This is a genomic window from Maribacter sp. X9 (genome assembly GCF_048537565.1).
In the GTDB taxonomy this organism is placed as follows: domain Bacteria; phylum Bacteroidota; class Bacteroidia; order Flavobacteriales; family Flavobacteriaceae; genus Maribacter.
The window spans coordinates 2,678,165-2,703,930 of record NZ_CP183215.1; the positions used below are offsets into that span (position 1 = coordinate 2,678,165).

Genomic DNA, 25,766 nt, shown 5'->3' on the forward strand with positions numbered 1-25,766 from the left:
GGCTCTTATTTGAAATACCGAACGGTAATTATACTTCAATGCAATGATTGAAAATGTAATTTTTGATATGAACGGGGTCATAACCGATGATGAGCATCTTCATGAATTGGCGACACAAAAAGTTTTTGAAACCATTGGATTGACTATAACACCTGAGATATATCGTCAATATTGCCTAGGGCGTACGGACGCATCTGCCTTTTGTGATATGATCAAAGATTTTCAATTGAAAAACATTGAAGTGGCTTCCATTATTTCTGAAAAATCAATCGTGTACCAACAGCTCGTCGCCGATAATTTGAAGGTATATCCAGGTGTCATAATGCTAATCGAACGGCTTTATCAAAAATACCCGTTGGCCATAACTACCAGTTCTACTTTTGAGGAAGTTAAAACTGTACTAAATGAATTGTACCTGGAAAATCGCTTTAAAACAGTTGTAAGTGCTAACGATGTTCAGCGGGGCAAGCCAGACCCCGAGCCTTATGTGTTAACGGCCGAAAAGCTTGGGGTGCTTCCCGAAAATTGTTTAGTAATTGAAGACTCTGAAAATGGAATACGTTCGGCAATAGCTGCCGGTATGAAGTGTATTGCCATAACAAATACCGAAAATAGAGATAAACTTACCCTTGCCCATTACATTATTGAAGACTATTCTGAGATTACAAATGAATTACTGGAAAGTCTTTAAGGGACTTGTACTTGCGTCAGTGTTTATATTCTATTTTACAACGTATACGATTGACACTATCCCTTTCTTGGGGAATACGTATTATACAAATCTATTTCAAAATAGATTCTGTAGTTCAAGATACAAATATTTCCAAGCGTAGTTTACTTATGCCTCTTAAATGATTAAATAGCGTATATTATACCGAAGAGTGAGTGGGACGTAGAGAAACCTATGTTGAAGAGAACTCCGTAGGGCCCGAAACGGGCCCACTTATCTATAATTCACTTATTGAGGTCATCAAAGATTTGCAATAGCGTACATTTCAAATACATCTACAAGTGTACCTTAAACTCTCAAAAATTTCCACTGCCACTTTTTCGTTTTCATTTATTGTAGCTTTTTAGGATTTAAAACGATGTATTTAACTGTTTTCCGGTTCCATGTATATACTAAGTGTATTTTACCGTCTTCTGCCTGAATGACGGTCGGATATGAATATTCTTCATCTTCGTTATCGGTATTTTCCCTTAGAGGTTCCAAGTCAAGAACACGTTTCCAATTTTTCCCATCGGTAGATAGGGCGATACTCAGTGGTACGCGATCGCCCCAGTTTTTGCCTGTAGGATTGTATACCAGTAACTGACGGCCATCTTTTAAAGTAACGGCATCTATTCCCGAGTTGGGATTTGGGAGCGCCGTCGCTTTCGTTTCCCCCCAAGTTTTTCCATTATCGATAGACCAATTTTCACTGATCACTTCATTTTTAGTGCGACTTAACAATTGAAGTTTTCCATCTCCGTAGTTCAATATGGCCGGTTGAATGGCTCCTAGATTTTTAGGATTGTTCAATGGTCCTGAGCTTGTCCAAGTTTTTGCGCTGTCAGGGCTCGTTTCTATGTGAATGGTCCAATTCCCATCTGTACTTTCATTACTTGATGGTGAAAGTATGACACCGTCAGTTAGTTGAATAGGTTGGTTTTTTATCGGTCCCAATATCCCTTCCTTTAATAGTGTAGGTTTTGACCACGTTTTACCATCGTCATTTGAAATCATTTGGAGACCCCACCATTCTTGTGGACTCGGACCAACTTTATAATATAAATACAATGGTTCTCCTTTAGGTTTAAACAGTACCGGGTTCCAGCATGGATATTGAATTCCATCTTTTTGCATTCCATTTACAACTTCTACGGGAGTGGTCCAGTTACCATCGATTTTACGGGAAACCCAAATACCAACATCCTTATTTTTTTCCTTGGTACCACCAAACCATGAAGCAACGACAACACCATTACTAACCTCGACTGTTGACGCATGGCATTCTGGAGTCAAAGCGTTTTCTAGCTCGTATATGAATTCTTGCGTAACTATTGCTGGATGGTCAATGGGTAAAACTTCGGGTAAATGAAATTGCTTCTCCTTGCAAGCAAAAAGTGTTATTGTAAGGGCAAATAAAAAAGTTGTTCTCATTTTTATAATTTTAAGTATGGTCGGAATTTTAAGTTGATGTAAAAAGCTATAAATTAAAACTAACGAGGTAGCCATTACAAACCAGAGCAAATGGTATTGGCTATGTATTTGATATGCTTACAAATAAACCTAATAAAGAGGTAAAGAGCCAGTACTATTTTATTTGATATACATTAAATATTGACTATTCATTTATTCGATAATCGAGATTTAAATGCTCCGAAGCTTGCGTCGAAATCAAACATGAATTTCCATTCAACACCTCGTGTGCTTGCACCGAGGTAGTTTATTTGATTTTTTGAATCGAATAATGACAATAGTCACGAATTATTTTTGACTATTGAACCGTTCCATAATTTCCATCCAGTTTGTGAAAATGATTTCTTCATTCTTGAAAAATTGAACAAGGTCTGGGTCTGAGAACATTTGTGATTCCCATGATCTTTGCTGCCATGAATTCGTAATACCTTTAAGATTTTCCGTGAATTCAGAAGGATGGAAAATAATCTCAGTAAGGCCAGGTTGTAGTTTTTGAAACAATTCCTTAAAATCGGAAATTACTTTTAACTGATTTGTAAATCAATTACTTGCTAGCGACGTATGAATAAATTATTTAGGAATAATGAGATTATTTTAAAATACAAATGAACTCTAATTAGGTTAAAATATGACATGTTTCGAATAAAATTCTGCTAGTTTTCGGGACTTCAATATGGTTAATTTGTAGGTATGCAATTAAAGGTTACTTATAAAATCGCTTCAATTTATCTAGGCATAAAAAACAGGAAAGTTTTTTTGCCTAATGAAGAATGGAGGTATTTTTTTGAGGATTCAGTACTAATTAATGGGACTGGGACTTTGAAAGGAGAATTTCTGCTCGATGAGTTTACAGTCTATATTAAAGAAGGACTTATTGTTTCACCAGACATTAAACGTGGTTATACTCTTTTAGTAGATAGTTCATCAGATGTATACTTTACCCTTTTACTATTTCTAGACCATGAAAATTCCTTTGGATACTACCATACCAAAACCTCTCAAGAAACTGAGGTTTCTTATATAGAGAAGAAAAAAGAACTACTAATTAAATTTATACGTGATAAAATTCCACATATTCTCCGAATTCATCCTTCCAAGAATCCAAATAAAGTTTTACATGACAGTAAGTTGTTAGCACCAATAAAATGGAACCATAACCTAAGTCGGCAAAATATAATCATTTGGTCGAACCTTGAAAAGGTATAAGGAGAATATATGGTGAAATTTTAAAAACAAGAATTTATGGGTTTTAAAAAACAAACTTCCGGAATTTTAATCGTGGCCCTGTCATTAGCCACTGCTTGGGCAATTAGGGGTCAATTCGGGCATGAGCAAGGTGCTGCTTGGGCTGGTGCAATAGGGGGACTTGCAGTTGTTCTGGTATCTAAAAGAAAAGATTGGTACGATAAAATGATACTTGTTGCCCTGGCCGCTGCGATAGGATGGGGTGCAGGGGGAATGATCAGTTATGGGATGGTGGTAGGGTATGGTCGTGCCGATAATTTTATAAATGCTTTTTATGGATTGGGAATGCTCTTCGTTATAGGGTCTCTCTTTGGTTTATTGGGAGGGGGCATGGTTGGAATGGTCCTTGACTCGACCCCACAGAAAAAGGTGCATTGGGGAGCTTTACTATCAGAAATGGTGGCCGGGGCCTTGATTAGCTATTTTTTTCTTATCGAACAGATCGGTTTTAAAATGACGCCTCCACGTTCTGAAGCATGGGCGCTGATATTGGGGGCTGGTTTGGCGATGTTGTGGCATATGGCACGTGAAAATAGAAATTCGCCCATAAGAGCGGCTGTGTTTTCGGCTTTTGGCGGGGGGATCGGTTTTGCATTCGGTAATTTTTTACAGATTATAGGAACGACAATGGAAGTACCGTTTAATATGTGGAACGTCATGGAATATAGTGTAGGCTTTTTTGGTGGTTGTGGTATGGCCTATGGTATTTTTAGCTCTATATGGCCTATCGATGAAACAAAAACCAAAAAATGGGCCAACTGGATGGCGTTATTTGTTCTTTTAGTGTTCATTCCACTAATTGTATATCGAGAGTCCCTTACTTATGAACATTTGGTCCAGCGCTTAGGCGATTTGCCCTCAGTGGAGTCCGTAGCTCTTACAAGTACCATTTTCGCTGCTGTTCTCTTGATACTCATGGCGGCAATATTAATTTGGAAATTGCACTTACAACGGTATGAAAGAAAAGAGGTAGCTTTGTTACTTGTTGTATACCTAAGTACATATGGGATACTAAGTTATGTGGTAACGGGGATATTCGCGGGGCATATGGTTTTGAACCATCATTTATATATAGTTAATATTATTCTGATTTTTCTCTTGTTAGAAAAAGGAAAATGGGTGTCTTTCGAATCCGCTTCTAGGAAAATCAATTCTAAAAAATGGATTATATACTTAATGCTTACTACGATCACTATTGCTCTTCTTGCTTTGTTTGCCGTTAAGTTTCACGATGGCCTCCCAGGAGGTCAAAATAGATTTTTAATTCACTAGAAATTAAATAAGCTACAGATTGCAAAAAAAATGGTTTTTCTTTTTTTTAAATCTTTTGGAGCTAGATGTGAGAATCAATTTTAATATCAACAGGAAATTTGCATATGGTATTTATGACTTTGGTCATCTAATTTAACCTCTAATATCGGGCCCATTATCTAAAATTTTTCCGATATTCAGAGGGGGTTTTCCCCATATTTGACTTAAAGTAATGATTGAAGTTGGCAAGATTGTTATAACCACTCTCAAAGCAGATTTGTGTAATTTGTTTATCGGTTTCTGCTAACAATTTAGCTGCTATTCCTACTCTCACATTTTTCACATACTCTAAAAAAGTAAGACCGGTTTTCTTTTTGAAAAACCGGCAAAATGAGCTCGGAGCCATATTGAGAACAGCAGCAGCTTCCTCTAACTTAATGCCTTCTTGAATATTTTGAAATACATATTCATAAATTTTATTGATTTTATCAATGTTTTTTGAGAAAACAGATGACTGGTTCGTCGGATTCGATAATTTTTCACGGTCTTCTATTTTTAAAAGGTTATTGAAAATTTTTAATAATCCGATATAATATTCCAAACCTTTTGTTTCTGACATAGCACTTAAAACCTCACGTATTTCGGTATCATTTTCAACTTTAAAGCGAATACCACGGTTTGCTTGTTTAAGTAAGTCCACTACTTTTTCAAGCTCTGGTATATTAAAAAAATCAGAATTGACAATATTTTCAGAAAAATGAGTAACAATACATGTGGGAGGTTCATTGTTTTCACTATCAAGTAATTCCCAACAGTGAGGTAGATCTGGTCCTAAGAGAACTAAATCTCCTGCTTCAAAACCAGAAATATTATCTCCTACAATTCTACGCCCCACACCTGAAGTAATATAGTTTAGTTCAAAATTTTTGTGTGAGTGTATCCTTGCATTCGAGGATAGGGGGAGTTTTCTCGATATAAAAGAGTGATTGTTCGGAACATATATTCTTTCAAAAATGAATTCCATATTTAGGTATTTTAACTCTTATTTTCAATAATACATAATATTTTTAATATATAGGTTAATATAACATGAGATTTGAATAATATTATTGTGGTGTATGCTTCTCGTTTAAGGTTTCTTTGTGTTCTATTATGATATAAATATGAGTCTTGAATTAAAAGGAATAATCCCTCCAATGATTACACCATTGACCGAAAATGGTAAGCTTGATGACAAGGGTTTGAAAAAACTAATAGAGCATTTAATCTGTGGAGGTGTACACGGTATTTTTTTATTGGGAACGAACGGGGAAGCGCCTAGTTTAACCTATGAACTGCGAAAAGAACTAATAACGAAAGCTTGTGAATATATAGCTGGTAGGGTGATAGTACTTGTAGGTATTACCGATACCTCATTTGTGGGTTCTTTGGATATGGCCCATCATTCGAAATCGGCGGGTGCTGATGCAGTCGTAATCGCTCCGCCATATTATTTTCCTATTTCTCAAAATGAAATGGTAGACTATCTAGAGTGTTTAGTTCCTAAATTACCCCTGCCTTTTATGATGTATAACATGCCCAGTTGTACCAAGTTGCACTTGTCAATAGATACTCTTAAGAGAGCAAAAGAACTGGGTGCCCTCGGGGTAAAAGATAGTTCAGGGAATATCGATTATCTATATTCTCTTATAGCTGCTTTTAAGAGTTCACCCGAGTTTGCTATCATTGTGGGTACCGAGTCATATTTACCAGAAACCATACGACATGGTGGTCATGGTGCGGTGGCGGGTGGTGCCAATTTCTTTCCGGCATTGTTTGTTGACCTTTATAATGCTTCAGTAGAAAATAATGTTGTTAAAATTGAAGCATTGCACAAAAAGGTAATGGCACTTTACGATACCATTTACAATGTGGGCAAATATGAGTCAAGGTATACGAAAGGAACAAAATGTGCCTTGGCCGTAATGGGAATCTGTGAGGATTATATGGCACTTCCTTTAAGAAGATTTGAACGTAAAGAGCGAGAAGAGATTAGGAAATATATTAAAGAGTTTAATGCTAGTATGTTATACTAATGAAAATATTTCTTAACATGTAGTTTACTTTTAAAAGATTACATTTTCGATCTCAACCCATAACCAAACCAAATTAAAGATGAATTACCAGCTTGGAACAATCGACACGGCTATTCTTGTTCTATACGGACTTGTAATGATAGGAATGGGTGTTTACTTTTTAAGAAAGACCAAAACTTCTGAAGAATTTATGGTTGCAGGTAGAGGTATACCTGCTTGGGCCGCAGGTATTGCTGTAATGAGCGCTTATACAAGTAGCATCTCGTATATTGCGGTTCCAGGAAAAGCTTTTGACTCCAATTGGCACCCTTTAATATTTGCTCTTACGGCGATTCCGGTGACCTGGTTTGTCACAGAATATGTTATTCCTCACTATCGTAGGTATAAAATTATTTCGGTATATAAATATTTAGAGGAAAAAATTGGAGACTGGGGGCGCGTATATGCGTCATTGTCCTTCGTTCTTTTCATGGTAGGGCGCACAGCCGTAATCCTATACCTTTCTTCATTATTACTAACATCTTTTATAGATATTGATATTGAAATGCTGATTTTAATTATCGGGGTTTTAACGATCGCCTATACACTTATGGGGGGAATGGAGGCAGTAATTTGGACGGATGTGATGCAATCTGTCATCATGATTGGTGGCCTTCTGTTCAGTGCTTACATATTAACTACGGAGGTTTTTTCAAAACCGGATTTTTTGATTCAAAAAGCATTTGACCTGAACAAGTTCAGTTTGGGAGATACCTCATTTTCATTGAGTAGTAGGACCATTTGGGTTATGATTATCTATGGAATCACCGAAAATATAAGAAACTTAATGGCCGATCAAAATTATACCCAAAAGTATAGTGCGGTCGCAACGGAGAAAGAAGCGAAAAAATCGGTTTGGATCGCAATGTTGATCTATTTGCCGTTAACGGCTGTATTCCTTTATATAGGTACCGCTATGTTCGCATTTTATTCAGGACCTTCACATATTTTAGACGGTTCTATTTTGAAAGGTGATGAGGTTTTTCCATTTTTCATCGCTACTGAATTACCAATCGGTCTTAAGGGGTTAATTATAGCAGCCATTCTCGCAGCCTCTATGAGTACCGTAGATTCTGCTTTGAATTCATCGGCTACTGTAGTATACCTTGATTATTATAAAAAATACTTTAGACCCAATGCCAGTGAAAAAAACAGTATTAATTTCTTGCGTATAGTCACAGTAGTATGGGGATTTCTTGGGATTATTTTTAGCCTTTTGTTGATTAATGCCGAAAGCGCGCTGGATATTTGGTGGCAAATTTCAGGAATATTCGGAGGTGGAATATTGGGCTTGTTCTTGCTGGCCATATTCAACGTTAAACTTAAGCGATCACAAGGTATTATTTCGGTTCTATTTAGTATCCTCATCATTATTTGGGGAACGTTTATAAGGGATCTGCCAACGAGTTTCAAATGGCTGGAGTGTACTTTAGATTCAATCATCGTGGGTGCCGTTGCTACCGCCGGATTGATACTGTTGGCACTTGTTTTTGTGCTGTTCAATAAAATCAAAAAATAGGGTACAGGATATATAAAATTGAGTCCTATAGGATTATTGGGACTACTTGGATAACATGGAAAAAATTAAATGGGGCATTTTAGGGACGGCCACGATAGCTGTGGAGCAGATGATTCCAGCAATGTTAAAAAGTGAGCTGAGCGAATTAGTGGCGATTGCTTCACGTAGTATAGCGAAGGCGGAGAAGACAGCTAAAAAGTTTAAGGTACCCAAGTACTTTGGTTCTTATGAAGAGTTGCTTACCGATGATGAAATTCATGCCGTGTACATTCCGTTGCCTAATAATCTACATGTCGAATGGGCTATTAAAGCCATCCAAGCAAGAAAACATGTTTTAATAGAAAAACCGATCGCTTTAAGTAGCCAACAGACTTTGGTTTTAATGAATGAAGCCAAAAACCATCCAGATATAAAAGTCATGGAAGCTTTTATGTACAAATTTCATCCGCAGTGGAAAAAAACCATAGAACTCATTGATGCAGGAGAGATCGGCACTTTGAAAATGATAAATTCCTCATTTAGCTTTTTTGATGACGCTAAAGAAAGTATTACCAATAGTAAAGAATTTGGGGGAGGTAGTTTGATGGATATTGGTTGCTATTCCATTTCCGTTTCACGTCTATTGTTCAAATCAGAGCCTAAAAGTGTCTTAGCTTCTATCGAATATCACCCAGCCTACGAAATAGATATATTAGCTACAGGAATTCTTGAATTTGAAAATGGGAGTTCGTCTTTTTTTTGCGCTACGCAATTGGATAACACGCAACAAGCTCAGATTTTTGGAACCAAAGGTAGCATACGATTTGAGCTGCCTTTTAATCCACCAAACGATAGGTCCTCTAAACTATGGCTTACCAAGGATGATATAGTTACCGAGTTTGAATTTGAAATATGTGACCAATATACGTTACAAGTGGATGCTTTTTCGGCAGCTATATTAGAAAATAGCACTATACCGCTACAGTTGAATGATAGCGTAAACAATATGATCGTGTTAGAGAAATTACGCGAAAGCCATTCATTAGGAAGGCGTGTTAAAACCCAAGAAGAATAGCAATAAAAAAGGTGCCTTAAGCAGTGAATTTAATCAAGCATAAAAATCATTTTGAATCTACAATTAATTAATATGAAAATTTTAAAAAATCTTACACTTATTTTGATAGTGATAATAGGGAATTTTACACTATACGCACAACATAAGCATGCTAATGGTGAGGAGCATAGCGGTCATTCACATTATATGGAACATCTATCTATTCCTTTCCATAAGTTATTATATCCGTCAAAGACACCAGATCGTATTATATCGAATCTCACTGTTGATGCTGCACATAGTTTTGCTGTGAATTGGCGTACCGATCAACAGGTGTCCAATGGGGTTGTAGAGGTGGCTTTGGCAACCGATGGGCCTGAATTTTTATTGGGTAACGTTCAAAGAATCATAGCGAATTCTGAAAAATTCGAGAATCAAAATCGAAATGAACCTCTTGTTAAGGCCTTCTATCATTCTGCATTAATTGAAAATTTACAGCCCAATACAACTTATTTATACAGAGTAGGTGATGGAAGTAAGGATGATGGTTATTGGAGCGAATGGTTTCAAATTACCACCGCCCGCACCGATATGAAAGAACCATTTAGTTTTATTTATTTTGGAGATGCACAAAACAACGTAAAATCATTGTGGTCTAGGGTTATTCGCAGCTCATACCGTCAATTTCCACAAGTAGATTTCATGTTACATGCCGGAGACCTAATAAATGATAGAGATGCTAATATGGAGTGGGGCGAATGGTTTCATGCCGGTAGTTTTATTCATGCCACCGTTCCAAGTGTCATGACACCTGGTAATCATGAATACCGAGATGGGGTGTTAACTTCTTTATGGAGACCACAATTTACCCTGCCTGAAAATGGGCCCATTGAAGCATTGAAAGAAACCTGTTTTGTTATCGATTATCAAGACATGAAGTTGATTTCTATTGATAGCGAGGGTTTCGACGAAAGTGAAGAAGCGCGCTTGGCACAAGTAAAATGGCTTGATTCTGTGTTGCAATCAAATACAAAAAAGTGGATAACGATAACCACACATTATCCTATTTATTCAACTGCTAAAGGCAGGGACAATAAAGAGCTTAGAGATGCCCTAAAACCTTTAATTGACAAATATGGCGTCGATCTGGTTTTGCAAGGCCACGACCATACCTATGCCAGAGGTTTTCCGGAAAACGAAGGAAGAGGTTTAACCGTTGTAAAAGATGCAGGTACTGTTTACGCCGTGTCCGTCAGTGGTCCTAAAATGTACGAGTCTAAGGACCAAGAATGGATGGTACGAAGAGGTGAGTACACACAACTATTTCAGATAATAACGGTTGCGGAAAATTCTATTAAATATGGTGCCTATACACCAATTGGCACCTTATATGATGCCTTTGAAATCATAAAAAAGAATGGTAAAAAGAAATTGATCAACAAGGTGCCCGATAGCCCTACACGGTTGAAAAGTGATTTTATAAAGCCTAACTAGGTATGTAGCTGTAAAATTATCAGTAATTAAACAATGGTTCTGAAAACACTATAGATCTATAATTGATCTAACCTCGTTTTAGGGTGTATCCTAAAAGTATATTTATAATTACTGAAAGATGATATTTAGAGCAAGTTATCAAGGTTAAAGGAATAAATATTACCGAGATTATCAGAGAAAAATATGAGTTTTACCTGATTTGCCGAAAAGCTGGCTTTGCTTGAAGTTGCATCACCATTTTTTCCATTGATTTTGGTTTTTAGTTGAATAAGTTCCTTAAACTGCCATTGGCCTTTTTTTAAGACTATTTGATTTACCGATAGGTGATACCGCTTATTACTTTTATTTTTCACTGTATGTACTTCAAATATTTTCCCAGATTGTACGTGATTAATAATAGGACGACTTAGGCTTATGTCTGAAGTAAGAACTTCGTAAGGTATGTTAGTCCATTTACCTTTTTTATCCCTAAACCGAAAAACAAATTGGGGTTGATTTATTTTGTCTACACTATTTTTGGTGACTAGGGCTAGTTCACCATTCTTAAATACGGTTGCATTTAAATGATCGTCTGTGTTGTTGTCACCTTTCTGCACAATTATGGGTGTTGACCAGTTCCTAATATCGTCACCATCATAATGAATCATTTCATTTATGGTTTCTGTGTTTTGGTTTGACCAAATTACGGATACTTGTTTTTTTAGATGGACGATTAAAGAAATATCATCTTTATTGATGTCATCAGTAAGTGCGAATGGATTCGACCAATCACTACCATCAAAAGAATGCCAAACCATAATTTTTTCGTTCATGTCTGCACAAACCCAAAACTGGCCTTTAGAATCTTGGGTTATGGTAGCCGTTTCCATAGAATGGCATTCTTTTGGAATAGGCAGATTAGCCTTCCATTTATGTTTATAGGTCTCTTGCTCTTTAGAGTATGTTATTCGTACTACGTTTAAAGTACATTCGCTAACTAAAACGATATGGGCATCATTGTCTTTAGCCCATACGTCGGCTCTGCTTGGTAGATTATGCCATACTTGATTGATAGTGGATTGGCTCGTCCAGCCTAGAGTGTCTTTTTTTAAAAGCTTAGGGCCGTCTTCGTCACCTACTACTATCCATTGTCCATAATCGTTTGTCCATGATTTTGATTGGGGTTTATCGGCCGTAGCATCACTGTAATTAACCTTGAAAATAGGATCTAAATAGATTTCTGGAGTACCTTTTTTTTGAGAAAACACCTCATTACAACTTATAAATAGACACAAAAGTGATGGAAAAAGAAGCGAAATTGTTTTTAATTTTAGTGTATGGGTCATTTAGTTGTGAAATTTAATTTTAAACAAGTTGCGATAATAACAACATGTTTCATAAAGATTGCTTTAATCATACAAAAAGGTATAATTCAATATATCATTCGTTTTTCCAATAATAGAAATAACCATCTTCGGCACCAAGGAGCAAATCGGGTTTTCCTTTATTGTCCCAGTTAACTATGGTTGGACTGGTGGTATGACCAGCAAGCTTTTTATCCGATAAATCACCTTTAAAATTAAAGCTAACCGTTTTTGATTTTGCATCTTCACCCATATTTTCAAGTAGTACTGCATTGATGCCATTGACCAAAATATCAATGTCACCATCTTGATCCCAATCACCAAATGCTAATTTTCGTCTTCCGCTAGAACCATATTTTTCAGCATTTAATCGCAACGGACCATTCGCTGTGTCTACTACTGTATTCTTTCGATCAAATGTGCCGTTACCAGAACTAAAAATTCGTTGGCCTGGCTTAAGTAAAAGCTCATCACCTTTTTTATACCGCTCATAAAAACTTAGATATCCCTCGTGATCCAACATCACTAAATCGGTAAGGCCATCTTTATTCCAATCTATGGCTGTAGGGGTTGTCCTCCATTGGGTCGCTAAGGTGTTGGGTTCGGGCTCCCACCAGTACCAATCTGGTTTGGGTGTTTCTCCTTCCCATGCTACGTAAATAGGTTTTTCAGGACCGAGTTTAGGTTTTCCCTTTGTGCCTATGTTTTCATACCAAACGACTTTGCCCCAAATAGAGTTTAGGATAATATCCTTTAAGCCGTCATTGTTCCAATCTTCTACCGATAAGGTGGTGTAGCCCCATTTGGCTTCACAAGGCCCTTGTATAGAACCGTTTTCTCCAGCTTGGATTCGAATTGTACCGTTTACGGAAGAAAGTAATTTGGGCGCATCCCATTTTGGGGTATCTTGTCCATCCAAGTTTTCAATAAAGGCAATATAGCCAGCAGAGTTACCACAAATGAGGTCTTCATCACCATCATCGTCCCAATCGGTGCTAAAAGGGGTTGCCAGTGCACCAAATTTTACATGCTCCGCTTTTTGCTGAAAGTATTTTGGATTGTTAAAAACAGGCATTCCATTTAATGATTTTCCGGTATTTTCTACAAAAGCGACCCGACCGTCTTCATCCCCCACGACTAGATCGATATCACCATCCTTGTCCCAGTCTAAAGAAACGGGTAGGATCATTTCTAGATCCATGGTTATAATGCCCATATTGTTTTCCAAGTATCTACCATGAGCATATTTTGGTTTTTCTCGTGTACCGATATTTTCGAACCATGTAAATTTATCCATGAATTCACCACAAATAATGTCAAGGTCACCATCATTATCGTAGTCATCAAAGTTTGGGGTTGGGGCACCGTAAACATCGATAGGTTTTCCACCTGCAAAAATTTTGTCCTTTAGTATATAAGTTCCGTTTGCGTTTTCAATTAAATAGACATAACCGTGAAGTGGTCCGTTGGTCCAATTACCCTTGTCGTCAAATGCGTTGTCCCATCCATAATCTTCACCATCCTGAATTCCTACTATAATATCAAGATCACCGTCATTTTCATAGTCTACATATTTCCATTGGTTGAATCTAATTTTGGTATGAAGTTTTTCAAAGGCATCACCGGGATACAGAGCAACAGGTTTGTCGGTAAAAGTATTTTTAAAATCCATTAACTCTTCGCCGGGCCTTAGAAAACGCGGTTTCCCATCGACATAGGATACTTGTATATGTTTTATGGGGTCGTCACTAATTTTAACAGCGGGAGCGAAAACTGGAAATGAACTACCGCTTGTGTTCTCAAAAAAGAAAATACCATTGAAGGGCATATCACTACAAGAAACTAGTAAGTCATAGTCACCATCATTATCGTAATCCATAGGTAGGGGGGAGGCCCATAGTCCAACCCCTAAGTCTACGGTTAGATCAGGATTGTTATAAGCTAATCTTTCAAACCGGGGTTTTTGAGTTTCCTGCAAGGCTATTGGTTTTTGTTGTTCTTTACAGGAACTACATATCACCCATCCTAGTACGAAAATAATTTTCTTCATGTTATTGCTACTTATATATAGATCCATTTAATGCTTGAATGGCGTAAATCTAAATAATAAGGTGAAGATTGCTTTCGTCATTCTTGATGATTTTACATGGAATATTTACATCAATATTTACACTAGAAAAACCTTTTTTTTTAGATGATTTTATTTTCCCCATACATTGAATTGATTACGTAGGTCATTAAACTATAGTAAAACCTAAATATTTCGTTTTGTTAACAACTACTTAACCTGAATAGGTTTCTTTTAATCTGCACAACTAAGAAGGAGTAAAAAGGGTTAATATGCTATAGGTATTGATCAAGAATAATGAGATGAATACTGCTCGATACGTTTATTTTTATCAGCCTTACCATCTACCTGTTTTATGAAAGAATATTTGATCCGATTATGTTTTTTAATCTCCCTTTCCGCATCTGCCCAAAAGTATACTGATCAAGCTTTTTTACAAGACTTTGCAGAAAAATTCGAATTGAGCGAAGAGTTGAAGTCTGCTGAATTGTTGCAAGTCACTGGCGATAGAAATAGAGCTGTTAAAATACTTTCTAACCGTGGGTTACTACAACCTTACGATAAAAATCTTAGAAGAGATTTACAATACCGCCCTTTGACCGATATGGATATTATAAGCATGGTACGGTATAAGGAGCAATTTGCATACTTGACGGACGAAGCTGTTTTGAGTAACGCATGGGCGGGTAAGTTCTATATAGAGCATGGTGTTCAAAACCCTAAACGTATGGCTATAGGTGCAGATTTTTTGACCTTGGTGGCCGGCGAAAACGATTTGAGTGTTTTTAAAAAGAATCAAAGCATTTGGAATACTTCGATAAAAAATTTACAGCCAATAGCATTGGAGTATGATACCCACACAGGATTTTTTCTGATACTGAGCAAGGATTTCTTATACAGGTTGGACATAGCCTCGAAAACTTTGGAAAAAGTATATAGCGCGGCCAATTTAACGGCCCTCTGTATTTACAATGACGAGATAATTTTAGGAACCGCTGATGGAGTATTATCCTTGAACCGTAAAACTTTTGCTCTAAACAAGACAAATCAAAAATTGCCTTGGACAGGTATAACTAGCTTAGAACTTATCAAAGGAGCCCTATGGTTCGGGTCAACTAAAGGAGCCTTTAAACTTAGAAAAGATGGAAAGTACGATTACTATGCTTCAAAACGATGGTTGGTAGATGATTATGTAGTCGATATAGAAGAAGGCCCAGACAATTCTATTTTGATATTGACTAAAGAGGGTATGAGCAAGATTAACTTTGTGCACATGACTTTAGCAGAGAAAGCCGATTACTTCCAAGAAATACAACGTTTGCGCCATATACGCTATGGTTTTACATCTGATTTGACTTTAGAGACTTCTGGGGATCTTTCCACTGGTTATAATCACGACACGGATAATGATGGACTTTGGACATCAATGTATTTGGCTGGTGAATTGTTTAGATATGCGGTGACAAAATCAGAAGATGCCAAGCAAAATGCATACGAAACATTTGAAGCCATGGAACGGTTAACAAGCCTTCCAGACCTAAAAGGATTTCCAGCAAGGTCTTTTGAAAGGGACGGATATGAGACGGGTCTTCATGCCAATGGTTTTTCGGAAGAATGGTACAAAAAGCATGTTGCGGAAAAAGGAAGGATTTGGCGATTATCCGATGATGGTATCTGGCGTTGGAAATCGACTACAAGTAGCGATGAGTCATGCGGACACTTTTTTGTATATGCGCTATTTGCCGAATTGGCGCCCGATAAAGCTTGGCGGGACAGGGCAATACATCAAATAAAAATACAGATGGATCATATTATCGATAATGATTGGTATTTAGTCGATTGGAATGGTGAGCCTACGGCTTGGGGGAGGTGGAATCCAAAGTATGTGAATAACTTTCCTATCAATGTTGGTGATAGACGATTGAATTCAACGCTCATTTTGTCGTTCTTACAAACTGCATATCATTTTACAAAAGACAATAAATATAAAAAGGAAGCTGAAAAATTGATTCGAAAATATGGGTATGACGAAAATGCGAATCGACCTGCTTCAGTAATCGGTTTCGTGGAAGGTGAAGATTTAAGTGATAAATGGAACCATTCTGATGATGAAATGTATTTTCTGACCGCTCCGGCTTTTGTCAATTATTCGTTGAATGAACAGCAGAAAGATGCACATTTTGAAGCCGTAAAAAGTCATTGGGAACTTGAGCGGACAGAAAAAAACCCACTTTGGAATTATCTTTATGCGCTATCTGGCGGTAAAAATATCGATAGTGAAGCGTCCGCTTGGTGGTTGCGCGAGTTTCCAATGGATCTTATCGATTGGAAAATAGACAATAGTAAACGAAAAGATTTAAAAAGATTGGAACCGAACTTTAGGGACCAGACCTATTCGGAAGTACTGCCTGGCGACGAGCGTACTTTACATTTGCATAACGGGGCCTATAGAAATGATGGGGGTAGTGATGGGACTCGGGAGTACGCACCTTATATTTATTTACTTCCGTATTGGGTGGGTAGATATGTTAATGCTATAAGCGCACCTGTTAAGGACTAGGTCAAGTTTCATTTACCTCACCAAGCAATTATAACCTAGAATAAAAACCAGTTAACTAATTAATTCAATATGAAAAGTGTAAAAAAAATAGCTGTTTTAATTGTCCTTTTTTTAGGATTGGCATGTTCAAGTTCAAAAACGGCTACAGACCTTTCTACTACTATAGCGGCGTTTAAAAATCCAAATTCGAAAACAGTTTTGGTCGCGGCACATCGTGGTGCACATATGGATAATTTTGAGAATTCAATCGCCTCTTCCTTGAAAGCGATAGAATTAGGGGTGGATATTATTGAGGCTGATGTAAAAACAACAAAAGATGGTCACTTAATTTTAATGCACGACAGTTCAATAGATCGTACGACTACCGGAACGGGTAAGGTCGAAGAGATGACTTTGGCCGAGATAAAGTCTTATAAATTAAAAGCTCCGTACGGTAGAATAAGTGAAGAATCAGTGCCGACCTTTGAAGAATTTTTAAAAGTTGTAAAAGGGAAAATCATGGTAGATGTAGATATGAAAACCGATAATGTAGAAGGAATTTTGAAGGCAGTTCATGAGCTTGGAATCGAGAACAACGTATTTTATTTTGATAACGATTATGACCAATTGGAATCAATTCGGCAATTCGACAAATCGGCGCAGCTTATGCCTAGGGCGTATTCCTTGCAAATGGCCGATTCTGCCCTTGTAAGATTTGCTCCCCCTGTAGTACATATAGATTCAAACTTTAACACACAAGAGGTTGGTGATTTATTGAAAAAAAATAATTCAAGAATTTGGATCAATACCTTGGGACAAGAAGATGCACAGATAAGATACGGTAAGGGAGAAGAAGTACTTCAAGAATTAATAAAAAATGGTGTTAACATTATACAGACGGATGAGCCAAAAATGTTATTGGAACTTTTAAGGTATAAAGGATTACACAATTAATAGGACGGTTATTGTAGATGGTTTTTAGGTGAAATGTCTTGTCAGCTATCCGCTTGAAAGAACTACTTATTTTTTAAAACTTCTTACTCAATATAAGCATGTTAGAATCATATGGTGGTTCTTATTAAATCATGGACGATTACTGAATGCTCTTCTGAAAAAAGTTAGCCAACGCATTTTCTTTTCAAACCTCTATTCTTTTTTAAAAGAAATATTCTAAAACCCGTGATAAACAACACCAATGGTACAAAGCCAGAAATGAAGACCAAAACCCTACCGAAAATACCTGCAATTTCACCAATATGAATAGGATAGAATTGTGCGGCGATCCGATTGCTGTTAGAATCCGATTTAAAATCTGACAAGGTTGTTCTTAGTCCGTTTTTAGTTATTTCTATCTCTTTTGTTTTTCGATACCCCGCTTTTATCGAACGGTTCTTTATATATCGTAATCGATAATTATCAGTTCCATCTTTTGGGAAATAAATAGCACGTAAAGCATAATCTTCATTGGAGTTAAATAAAGTCTCATTAAGGGTTGAAAAGTCCTTACTATTGTTTTTTTGTAGTGCTGTTAAATTATTGTTCGGTCTATCAAAAATACCCAAAGCCTTTTTATAGGATGCACTATAGGTAAAATACGAACCACTAAATGCTATCATAATTAGCGGGATAAAAAAATAGATTCCGAATACCTTGTGAAGATCATAATTACGCTTTTTCTTTTTTGCCTTCCATTTTAATTTGAGGCCTTGTTTCAAGTTATTGGCATAAGCATTCCACCAAATATAAACGCCAGAAGTTATTAGCATTAGAAAGAAAATAATTGCACTGGTTCCTATGATGTACTTGCCCATTTTGGGAATTCCTAAAGTACGATGCAGATTTAATAGGTTTTCAAAAAAAGATATAGAGGCCGATTTTTCACCTAAAAATTCAGTGGTAACGGGGTGGTAGTAGCACTTTTTTCCGTTTTTAAACTGAATTGCTGTGGTTTGCTGTTCACGATACGGAAGAATAATTTTATCTATACTATCATTGTGGGTTTTTATTAAAGATACGGCTGATTTTAAAAGTGTTTCCTCCTTAATATTTTCATTATTCTCAACTTTTAGTAATTTGGGGTTGAGAGCTGCTGTTATTTCTGGTTGCCAAACGTATAGCGAGCCTGTGAGTCCTGAAAAGGATGCTATCAGTCCGCAAGTAATTCCAAGCCAGAGGTGTATTTTCCGTATTGTTTTATTAAAGAGTACCAATAATAGCTATATTAAAGTAATAGTACCAGTGCTAGAGTAGTCACTAGCACTGGTACTGAAATTAAAAATTGTACTGAAGGCTTAATTTTGCATTAGTGCCTTCACCAGCTCCTGTAAAATCCCTTAGCGGTGCTGCCCATTGTGATCTGCCTGGCAAATAATATTCATTCAGTAGATTATTAACGGCAAAGGAAACCGACGTATTAGTATTTAAGCGATAAGTAGCCGACCAATTCAGTAATGTATATCCTTTAACAGGAAACTGGGTGTGTCTAAAAGTATAATTATCATTGGCATCCAAATAGGGGTCAAATCGTTTTCTATCTCCTAAATTGGTCATTCGTAAAGAAGTATTGACTTTTTCAGTAGGTTTCCAAGTAACATAGGCAGTCCATTTGGGGGCTGCAATAACATCACCTCCCAAATAGGTTAAGGTGTTTTCATTCGTCGCACTATGGGTCACACCTTCCACATAGGAATAGGAAGTTCCTACTTGTAATTTATTGTTGTTCGTAACATAATCAATAGCAATTTCACCACCATAAATGTCCTGCGGTTGTTTTGATGGCACAAAAGAATTGATGGTTTCATCAAAAACAACACCTGTCCCTAAGTTAGAGGTACTGTAATAACCTACCGCCTCTAGTTTAAAATTATTGAACTTAGACAAAAATCCAAATTCATAATTTTTAGTCACAGCGGGTTCCAACTGAATATCATTTATATTATCGGCAGTTGCAGAACGTAAAACAGATCCGAGATCGGCAATAGAAAACCCTTGTGAATAGCTGATATAAGGAATAAATTCTTGATGTTCTATATAACGTAGTCCAATATTGAATGCTAAATTGTCGAATCCGATTTTGCCACCTTGTACAGCAACCGAAGGATTGTAATTTCCGTCCCCTAAAGGCGAATATGGCAATGTGTTGTAATCTGCAATATCTATATTCATATCATCGTATCGTAACCCTGCTTTAACAACCCATCTATTGTCTAACCTCAAAGTAGATTGTACATAAGGTGCCCAACTCAACATTTCAGTATTCGGCACCCATAATCTACCATCCAAAAGGCCTTGGTTGGTTTTGTCCTTAAGTAAATCAATACCATAGGTTAAGGTAACATCCATGGAACTATTGGTGTTAATGCTGGTGTTGAAATTAGGCCTAAGTCCATATTTCTCAGCATTGATAACAGATTGTCCGCCATTTTCGAATTTATCGGAATAAAAGAAAATATTCTCTGTATTTTGATAATAAAGATCCGTTGTAAAATCGGTAGTACCAGAAAAAATATGGTTTAGATTATATTTTAATTGACCATTTATAAGTGTCGTTCCTGTTGGTTCTTGGCCTTCAACAGAACCTTTAACACCATAGCCTGCCGTTAAGGAATACTCACCTTTTTCGTTAAAAACCTCAAATTCTGCTGGAACTGGAATAAAGGGTGTGTCCTGTTTAGATTTGTACAAATTCCCCCCTAAGGTGATTTTTTGGTTGTCAGAAATCCGATATTCAATTTTTGCGAGTGTACTGTAAATATTCGTGTTATCAAGTCCGTAAGTAGGAAGAATAACAACACCGTCAGCATCATATTTATTGCCGGTTTTCTCATAACTTCCACTTATATAGTAGTTAAACCTATTCAAATTACCTTTCAATGACTGGTACACCCCAAAACCTAAGGCATCTTTTGTTTTTGCAAGGTTTGAAGTTCCCCAAACATTCGTAGACCCTTCAATTCTATCGGTGGCATTTGGTTTTTTAGTTATGTAATTAATGAAACCACCATTTCCACCATTTCCAAAAATTGATGTTGCTCCCTTAATGACCTCGACCCTGCTGATATCATTTGGGCTTATGGATTTTATTCCCAATTGGCCATTTCTCAACGGCGTAGATTGTGGAATTCCATCCACCATTACCAAAAGTGAACGACCACGTAAGGTTTGCCCCCAATTGGAAAAAGTGCCCGTTGAAGCTGCTAGACCGGGGACCGTGAACTCCAATATGTCACTAATATTTGTTGTGGAATTTGATAACTCTTGCAATTTAACTTCATTGACAACAGTCACCGAAGCAGGAATTTCTGAAAGATATTCTGAACGTCTACTTGCAGAAACTACGACTTCATTCAAGCTATTTATATCTTCCTTCAGTAGTATTGAATATGATATCTCGCTATTTTGTGTAAACGAAAAATTCTCACTTTGAGTTTGGTATCCCAACATTCGAAAGGTTACTTTCCAAATTCCTTCTTCAATATTCGACAACTCATAATTTCCTTCTAAATCAGTTGTTGTGCCTTGTTTTAGTTCTTCAATGTATACGGTAGCCCCGAAAATAGGTTGATTTTTTTCATCAGTTATTTTTCCTTTTAATTTAGATTGTGAAAAAGAACAAAATGATAATAGAAAAGCTACGGTTAGGGTAATAATTTTCATCTATATTTATTTAGACTTGTTAAAAATAATTACGCAAATATATTTTCTATTTTAAGAAAAACAAAGATTATTATCGATATTTATAAGGTATTCAATTAGGGGTATTTCTATTATTATATAACCTGTTGTATATTTTAATTAAAAAAAAACGATTCAATTTATAATGAACAATTTCAAATGTCACGTCCTGAAATATGGCTACAGGTTAAAATTGATTTACGCTGTTAATTCATTATACCATATTAGGTGTTTTAAAGCCTAAAGATAAATTTAACCTAATTTCATTGTACAAATTAATTGCATTTTTTGTCGCTCTCTTTGCGTGAGCCATATTTGTAAAGGTCTGGTCGAGATAAAATTCATCTTTAAGAATCTCGTTGACCCTTTCGGCGAGGGCATTTTCGCAACAATGGTTTTCTTCCGTCATACTGATATTTATCTTTTTTCTTTTCAGGATCTGAGTGTATACATTGCTTCAATATTGGATGCCTCTGTCTGATTGGTGGATAAGTCCTTTTGTGTTTTCAGCTTGGTATATGGCTTTGTTAAGAGCTCTTACACATCCGTTTAGTTCCAAGCTATCATTCAGGTCATATCCAAGATTTTCCTGGAATACATATCTGTAATCAGCACTAGATAACAAAATCCTTTTATGGTCCTGATATAGGTGATGTCCGAGGCCCAAACTTGATTGGTCCCTTTAACCTGAACATCTTTAATGATGTTCTTGTACTTATGGAACCTGTGATATGGACTGGTGGTCCTGGAAGAATATTTTTTTCTTCTAATGAGTAACCTGTGCTCTCTTAAGATACCGAATAACCTGTCCCTGCCTATTTTCAGGTGCCGTTGCTGAAAGTCCTGATGTAATGACCTCATCAGTTTTCTGGTACCTCCCTGGGTAACGTTCTTCTACTTTTTCGAACGAGTCCGACAACGATCTGTTCCATCTCTTTTTTAGCGGTATGGCATTTATGGAATTTGTAATAGGCATCTCTTTTCAGATTAAAGGCATTATGGATAGTACCAATTGAATACAGCCTTTCATTACGGTTTATCGGTGCTCCCTTCATTAGGGCTCGACGATAGCTGTATGGTTAGTGGCTTTGGTGGCGCGTTGGCTGTTGCGGCCATTGATTATACAGCGTGTTGTGAGTGGTTTTAGTTGTGAGTGGTTTTATTTTAATTTTACCTTTCCCTAAAATTAGGAATAAAATCCATGGATAGTTTGCCATAAGACAATAACAGGATCTCTTTTGTTCAAGACTCCCGTTTTATATTGATGTATACATTTGTTTATGATCAGTGTAAAACGGAACGGGAACTCCGCTCGTTCAGCGACTCCGATTTTTTATCCACAACATTGCTCACACAATACTTGAACAAAAGAACGATGGCGATGGCAAATTACTTACAACTTTTAATCTAAAGCTTATTGTTTAGTTTTATTTTTTCTTGTCCAAAGCTAAATCCGTAAGATTTAGCGACATTATAAATATACACAGACCATTCGATTTAGCCCAAAAGTACGCATTACGTTTAGGTATTGTTATCTGTTGACTTTTTAGTCTTATTGATTTGGGGGAATTCAAATTAAAGATTAGTTTACTATAAGTTATAATTAAATAGGTATAGCTATACCAATCCCAGTTCTTAATCCAGTCCAATTTGTCCTCACCTTATCATCGTTATTATCTTCTAAGTAAAAATCATTATTTTCTTTGAAGGTAAGTGAACCACCAAAAGTGAGGTCAAAACCTACTGATGCTCGTATAATAAAGAAAGAAACGGGGTACTCATATAATACACGGGCACCTACGCCTAAGTTTACCGATTGAAATACAATCTCATCTTGAGATACACTTTCTGATATTTTGGTATAGTTTTCTAAGTTCATGGTAGAGAACATTCCGTATCCTCTTAAACCTAAGGTGAAATTATTGTCTGTTTCAGAGAAGGGTACTAAATATTCGGCACCAAACGTATACCCTATTAACTCTTCTGTAATACGAACTACACCCGAATAATCTGAATAAGAAAGTTTACCGCCTGTTGTATTATAGCTGGCGAATATGAAGACGCTTTTGTCTATCAACTCATAACCTAGACTAAAACCAAAATTTCCAGGAAAATCGTCGGTTGTTTGAATCGGAATTTCGGGCAAATCAGCTTTAAACTCTTCTTGAAATTCTGAAAGTGATGTATGGGAAAAAGTATTGTAGTTGGTTTCAAAAACAATCTTTCCGTTTTGAGCAAATGAAATAAAGCAAAATAACAGTAAAAAAAATAAAAGCGTTTCTTTCATAAACTTAGTAAAATAGATTAGTTTTTAGATAATACCCATCTGAGTCAATTATATAGCCATTAAAATACCAGTATTTGGTATCCTGTGTTGAATAAATTCTCATTTCTGAAGTATTACCAGACAAATCTGTTTTAGTAGCTCTAATACCTCCAGAATTAAAGTAACCAATTGTGAAAACCTCTGAATCTTCTGTATAATTTATTTCCCTGAATGTATGGCCAGCCTCCCATAACCTACTTCTACTAGCAGTTTTGGCAGCTACATTGTATTCTTGACCCGTCCAATTTCTAGTATAATTGCCAAAGCATAAATTCTCGTCATCATTACCAAATTCAACATATTCTACATCAACATCAATATATGAGTTTAAATCATCGTACAGTAAAAAGGAACCTCCTGTATTTTCATAAAGCAAACCATCTACAGAAAAATAGGATGGAGACCTACCGATAGAGAAATATTCGTTTTTCTGTTGTTGTAATATTAAATTTTTGGAATGAATATCATATGCGGTAACCAATTGGTTTGAATCGTCGTCTACAAAAAGTAGATTTCCTCTTACGAAAGCTATGGAGTTCAAACTATGCGTGCCAAATTCACTTATAGTATAATATTCCGAAACTCTACCTAAGCTTAAATCATAGGTTATGGCTTGTTCACTGGAGTCAACATAAAAGTAATCTTGGGTTTCATCTAATTCGATACTTTTAAAAACGCTTGAACCCGAAATAGTACTAAAACTTATCGTTTCCTTTAACTGAAACTCACCTGTATAAACTTTGACACTATTTTCTTCTAAAAGATAAAATTCATCATGTTTTGAGGAATAGACAACATCTACAATTTGTTCCAAATCTAATTTTGATCCAAGTCTATAATTTAGATAATGTACCTGAGTAGCAAAAATACTGGAACCTGTTCTGAAGTAGAAGGACATGCCACTTGGCCCAAAATGGTATCCATCTAAAGCCACTGTATCACCTTTTGGGTCTAACGATTTCTTTAAAGTAGTTACACCACCACTGAATGAACGTTGAAACCAAACATAATATTCTTCAAAATTACTATACAATGGGTGCTCACTAAATTCAATTTCAAAATCTGTTCCATTGATGAGATTTACTGATAGTACTTCTATCTGATCCATTATAAGCGGAATTTCAGCTCCGTTCTTTTCTTCAAATTCATTTAATACCTTAATATGATAAATAGGGTCGTAGAGCACGGTTAAAGTATCATTAAAGACTCCATTTTCAATTATCTCGTCAGATAAACTAATTTCATTGCTAATATATTCGTAGCCATCTGAACCTCTATGTGTTACTACTAGGTACACTTCATTGTCCTGGTAATCTGGTGCTTCATTCCAATAAAGAAAAATAGTTCCATCAACAATTTCAACGCTTTCTATTTCAAACGGATTGGAAAGTGATTTGTCGACCGTAAAAGGATAACGATCTAATTTAGTAAAAGCTTCCGCGTCTAAGATACTCGCTAAACTACCAGAGTTTGTTGAATAGGCATATGATACTTCCAAAAGGTGTTCGCCATCTTCAATAGTATTTAAATCTAATATAAAAGAACCTGAATTATTTGAAGTATCCTCAATTAATACACCATCAAGATAAATAGAAATATTGTAGAGCGTGTTTCTTGAATTTGGGAATTGATAAAGAATCTCTCTGGATGAAATTAGAACTTCACCCTTTTGAAGATTGGTTAAAGTAACATTTAAATCTACCTCTTGTAGTTCAATGTCATTATAATAATCATCAGAAAAGTTAAAAGAACAACTAACCAAAATAATAAATAATATTAAATAGAGAGTCTTTTTCAAAATTTGTCTTGGCTTCTTAATTGATAGTTTATACATGAACACCAAATTATATGGATAGTATTTTTTCTTTTTCAGCTTACAGATAACCGTTGAGCTAAGCTTAGTGCGGAGGAAAGGAAACGTTGAGTTTCTGTATATGCACGAAGCTAAAGCTTATTGTTTAGTTTTATTTTTTCTTGT

At 36.2% G+C, this 25,766-nt stretch carries 20 protein-coding genes; 9 read left to right on the forward strand and 11 right to left on the reverse strand.

The features are described 5' to 3' along the window. Window positions 1-43 precede the first annotated feature (43 nt). Complete coding sequence (locus tag ACNR9Q_RS11265) at window positions 44-691, forward strand: HAD family hydrolase (protein WP_419211321.1); 648 nt, start codon at window positions 44-46, stop codon at window positions 689-691. Between the two features lie 369 nt (window positions 692-1,060). Here ACNR9Q_RS11265 and ACNR9Q_RS11270 read toward each other — a convergent pair whose 3' ends face one another. Further along, a complete protein-coding gene (locus ACNR9Q_RS11270) occupies window positions 1,061-2,143 on the reverse strand; it encodes a sialidase family protein (protein ID WP_419211322.1) in 1,083 nt (360 codons plus the stop codon). 327 nt (window positions 2,144-2,470) lie between these two features. Continuing rightward, a complete protein-coding gene (locus ACNR9Q_RS11275) occupies window positions 2,471-2,683 on the reverse strand; it encodes a hypothetical protein (RefSeq protein ID WP_419211323.1) in 213 nt (70 codons plus the stop codon). A 189-nt stretch (window positions 2,684-2,872) separates the two neighbouring features. On the opposite strand from ACNR9Q_RS11275, the gene ACNR9Q_RS11280 reads away from it, so the two are divergent. After that, window positions 2,873-3,388 (forward strand): hypothetical protein, encoded by a 516-nt coding sequence (locus ACNR9Q_RS11280; RefSeq protein ID WP_419211324.1) that lies wholly within the window; start codon window positions 2,873-2,875, stop codon window positions 3,386-3,388. 36 nt (window positions 3,389-3,424) lie between these two features. Next, window positions 3,425-4,699, forward strand: coding sequence for a hypothetical protein (locus tag ACNR9Q_RS11285; RefSeq protein WP_419211325.1), 1,275 nt, complete (start codon window positions 3,425-3,427; stop codon window positions 4,697-4,699). Window positions 4,700-4,853: 154 nt separating this feature from the next. Here the strand turns inward: ACNR9Q_RS11285 and ACNR9Q_RS11290 are convergent, their stop codons facing one another. Further along, window positions 4,854-5,702 (reverse strand): AraC family transcriptional regulator, encoded by an 849-nt coding sequence (locus tag ACNR9Q_RS11290; RefSeq protein ID WP_419211326.1) that lies wholly within the window; start codon window positions 5,700-5,702, stop codon window positions 4,854-4,856. A 139-nt stretch (window positions 5,703-5,841) separates the two neighbouring features. Here ACNR9Q_RS11290 and ACNR9Q_RS11295 point away from each other — a divergent pair, with 139 nt between their 5' ends. From ACNR9Q_RS11295 to ACNR9Q_RS11310, 4 genes are all read left to right on the forward strand, one after another. After that, window positions 5,842-6,753 (forward strand): dihydrodipicolinate synthase family protein, encoded by a 912-nt coding sequence (locus tag ACNR9Q_RS11295; protein ID WP_419211327.1) that lies wholly within the window; start codon window positions 5,842-5,844, stop codon window positions 6,751-6,753. Between the two features lie 79 nt (window positions 6,754-6,832). Continuing rightward, window positions 6,833-8,311: a sodium:solute symporter family transporter gene (locus tag ACNR9Q_RS11300; protein ID WP_419211328.1), complete on the forward strand. Its 1,479-nt coding sequence runs from the start codon at window positions 6,833-6,835 to the stop codon at window positions 8,309-8,311. A gap of 55 nt (window positions 8,312-8,366) precedes the next feature. Next, the gene (locus tag ACNR9Q_RS11305) at window positions 8,367-9,365 is read left to right on the forward strand and encodes a Gfo/Idh/MocA family protein (protein ID WP_419211329.1); all 999 of its coding nucleotides are present in this window, start codon (window positions 8,367-8,369) and stop codon (window positions 9,363-9,365) included. A gap of 72 nt (window positions 9,366-9,437) precedes the next feature. Continuing rightward, window positions 9,438-10,838 (forward strand): fibronectin type III domain-containing protein, encoded by a 1,401-nt coding sequence (locus tag ACNR9Q_RS11310; RefSeq protein ID WP_419211330.1) that lies wholly within the window; start codon window positions 9,438-9,440, stop codon window positions 10,836-10,838. A gap of 125 nt (window positions 10,839-10,963) precedes the next feature. Here ACNR9Q_RS11310 and ACNR9Q_RS11315 read toward each other — a convergent pair whose 3' ends face one another. Together ACNR9Q_RS11315 and ACNR9Q_RS11320 are read right to left on the reverse strand one after the other, a co-directional pair. Next, window positions 10,964-12,163, reverse strand: a complete 1,200-nt coding sequence (locus ACNR9Q_RS11315) for a hypothetical protein (protein WP_419211331.1) — start codon at window positions 12,161-12,163, stop codon at window positions 10,964-10,966. A 94-nt stretch (window positions 12,164-12,257) separates the two neighbouring features. Then, on the reverse strand, window positions 12,258-14,231 hold the full coding sequence (locus ACNR9Q_RS11320) for a hypothetical protein (protein ID WP_419211332.1): 1,974 nt from the start codon (window positions 14,229-14,231) through the stop codon (window positions 12,258-12,260). 373 nt (window positions 14,232-14,604) lie between these two features. On the opposite strand from ACNR9Q_RS11320, the gene ACNR9Q_RS11325 reads away from it, so the two are divergent. Next, window positions 14,605-16,809, forward strand: a complete 2,205-nt coding sequence (locus ACNR9Q_RS11325; protein ID WP_419211333.1) for a hypothetical protein — start codon at window positions 14,605-14,607, stop codon at window positions 16,807-16,809. Between the two features lie 69 nt (window positions 16,810-16,878). Continuing rightward, entirely contained in the window at window positions 16,879-17,742 is an 864-nt protein-coding gene (locus tag ACNR9Q_RS11330; protein ID WP_419211334.1) for a glycerophosphodiester phosphodiesterase family protein, read from the forward strand. Between the two features lie 164 nt (window positions 17,743-17,906). On the opposite strand, the gene ACNR9Q_RS11335 is transcribed toward ACNR9Q_RS11330, so the two are convergent. The 6 genes from ACNR9Q_RS11335 to ACNR9Q_RS11360 form a co-directional block, all read right to left on the reverse strand. Beyond that, on the reverse strand, window positions 17,907-18,998 hold the full coding sequence (locus ACNR9Q_RS11335; protein ID WP_419211335.1) for a PepSY-associated TM helix domain-containing protein: 1,092 nt from the start codon (window positions 18,996-18,998) through the stop codon (window positions 17,907-17,909). A 61-nt stretch (window positions 18,999-19,059) separates the two neighbouring features. Next, window positions 19,060-21,444 carry a TonB-dependent receptor gene (locus ACNR9Q_RS11340; RefSeq protein ID WP_419211336.1) on the reverse strand — a complete coding sequence of 795 codons (2,385 nt, stop codon included), beginning with the start codon at window positions 21,442-21,444 and terminating at the stop codon, window positions 19,060-19,062. 232 nt (window positions 21,445-21,676) lie between these two features. After that, window positions 21,677-21,901 carry an integrase core domain-containing protein gene (locus ACNR9Q_RS11345; RefSeq protein WP_419214274.1) on the reverse strand — a complete coding sequence of 75 codons (225 nt, stop codon included), beginning with the start codon at window positions 21,899-21,901 and terminating at the stop codon, window positions 21,677-21,679. Between the two features lie 327 nt (window positions 21,902-22,228). Beyond that, window positions 22,229-22,438, reverse strand: coding sequence for a hypothetical protein (locus tag ACNR9Q_RS11350; protein WP_419211337.1), 210 nt, complete (start codon window positions 22,436-22,438; stop codon window positions 22,229-22,231). Window positions 22,439-23,065: 627 nt separating this feature from the next. Continuing rightward, complete coding sequence (locus tag ACNR9Q_RS11355) at window positions 23,066-23,749, reverse strand: hypothetical protein (protein WP_419211338.1); 684 nt, start codon at window positions 23,747-23,749, stop codon at window positions 23,066-23,068. A gap of 4 nt (window positions 23,750-23,753) precedes the next feature. After that, window positions 23,754-25,586 (reverse strand): hypothetical protein, encoded by a 1,833-nt coding sequence (locus ACNR9Q_RS11360; RefSeq protein ID WP_419211339.1) that lies wholly within the window; start codon window positions 25,584-25,586, stop codon window positions 23,754-23,756. Window positions 25,587-25,766 lie beyond the last annotated feature (180 nt).

Coding starts and splice junctions, on each gene's coding strand:
- ACNR9Q_RS11340 (WP_419211336.1), bottom strand. CDS start 21,444: ATGAAAATTATTACCCTAACCGTAGCTTTTCTATTATCATTTTGTTCT.
- ACNR9Q_RS11355 (WP_419211338.1), bottom strand. CDS start 23,749: ATGAAAGAAACGCTTTTATTTTTTTTACTGTTATTTTGCTTTATTTCA.
- ACNR9Q_RS11295 (WP_419211327.1), top strand. CDS start 5,842: ATGAGTCTTGAATTAAAAGGAATAATCCCTCCAATGATTACACCATTG.
- ACNR9Q_RS11265 (WP_419211321.1), top strand. CDS start 44: ATGATTGAAAATGTAATTTTTGATATGAACGGGGTCATAACCGATGAT.
- ACNR9Q_RS11270 (WP_419211322.1), bottom strand. CDS start 2,143: ATGAGAACAACTTTTTTATTTGCCCTTACAATAACACTTTTTGCTTGC.
- ACNR9Q_RS11290 (WP_419211326.1), bottom strand. CDS start 5,702: ATGGAATTCATTTTTGAAAGAATATATGTTCCGAACAATCACTCTTTT.
- ACNR9Q_RS11280 (WP_419211324.1), top strand. CDS start 2,873: ATGCAATTAAAGGTTACTTATAAAATCGCTTCAATTTATCTAGGCATA.
- ACNR9Q_RS11320 (WP_419211332.1), bottom strand. CDS start 14,231: ATGAAGAAAATTATTTTCGTACTAGGATGGGTGATATGTAGTTCCTGT.
- ACNR9Q_RS11305 (WP_419211329.1), top strand. CDS start 8,367: ATGGAAAAAATTAAATGGGGCATTTTAGGGACGGCCACGATAGCTGTG.
- ACNR9Q_RS11300 (WP_419211328.1), top strand. CDS start 6,833: ATGAATTACCAGCTTGGAACAATCGACACGGCTATTCTTGTTCTATAC.
- ACNR9Q_RS11350 (WP_419211337.1), bottom strand. CDS start 22,438: ATGCCTATTACAAATTCCATAAATGCCATACCGCTAAAAAAGAGATGG.
- ACNR9Q_RS11330 (WP_419211334.1), top strand. CDS start 16,879: ATGAAAAGTGTAAAAAAAATAGCTGTTTTAATTGTCCTTTTTTTAGGA.
- ACNR9Q_RS11310 (WP_419211330.1), top strand. CDS start 9,438: ATGAAAATTTTAAAAAATCTTACACTTATTTTGATAGTGATAATAGGG.
- ACNR9Q_RS11285 (WP_419211325.1), top strand. CDS start 3,425: ATGGGTTTTAAAAAACAAACTTCCGGAATTTTAATCGTGGCCCTGTCA.
- ACNR9Q_RS11325 (WP_419211333.1), top strand. CDS start 14,605: ATGAAAGAATATTTGATCCGATTATGTTTTTTAATCTCCCTTTCCGCA.
- ACNR9Q_RS11315 (WP_419211331.1), bottom strand. CDS start 12,163: ATGACCCATACACTAAAATTAAAAACAATTTCGCTTCTTTTTCCATCA.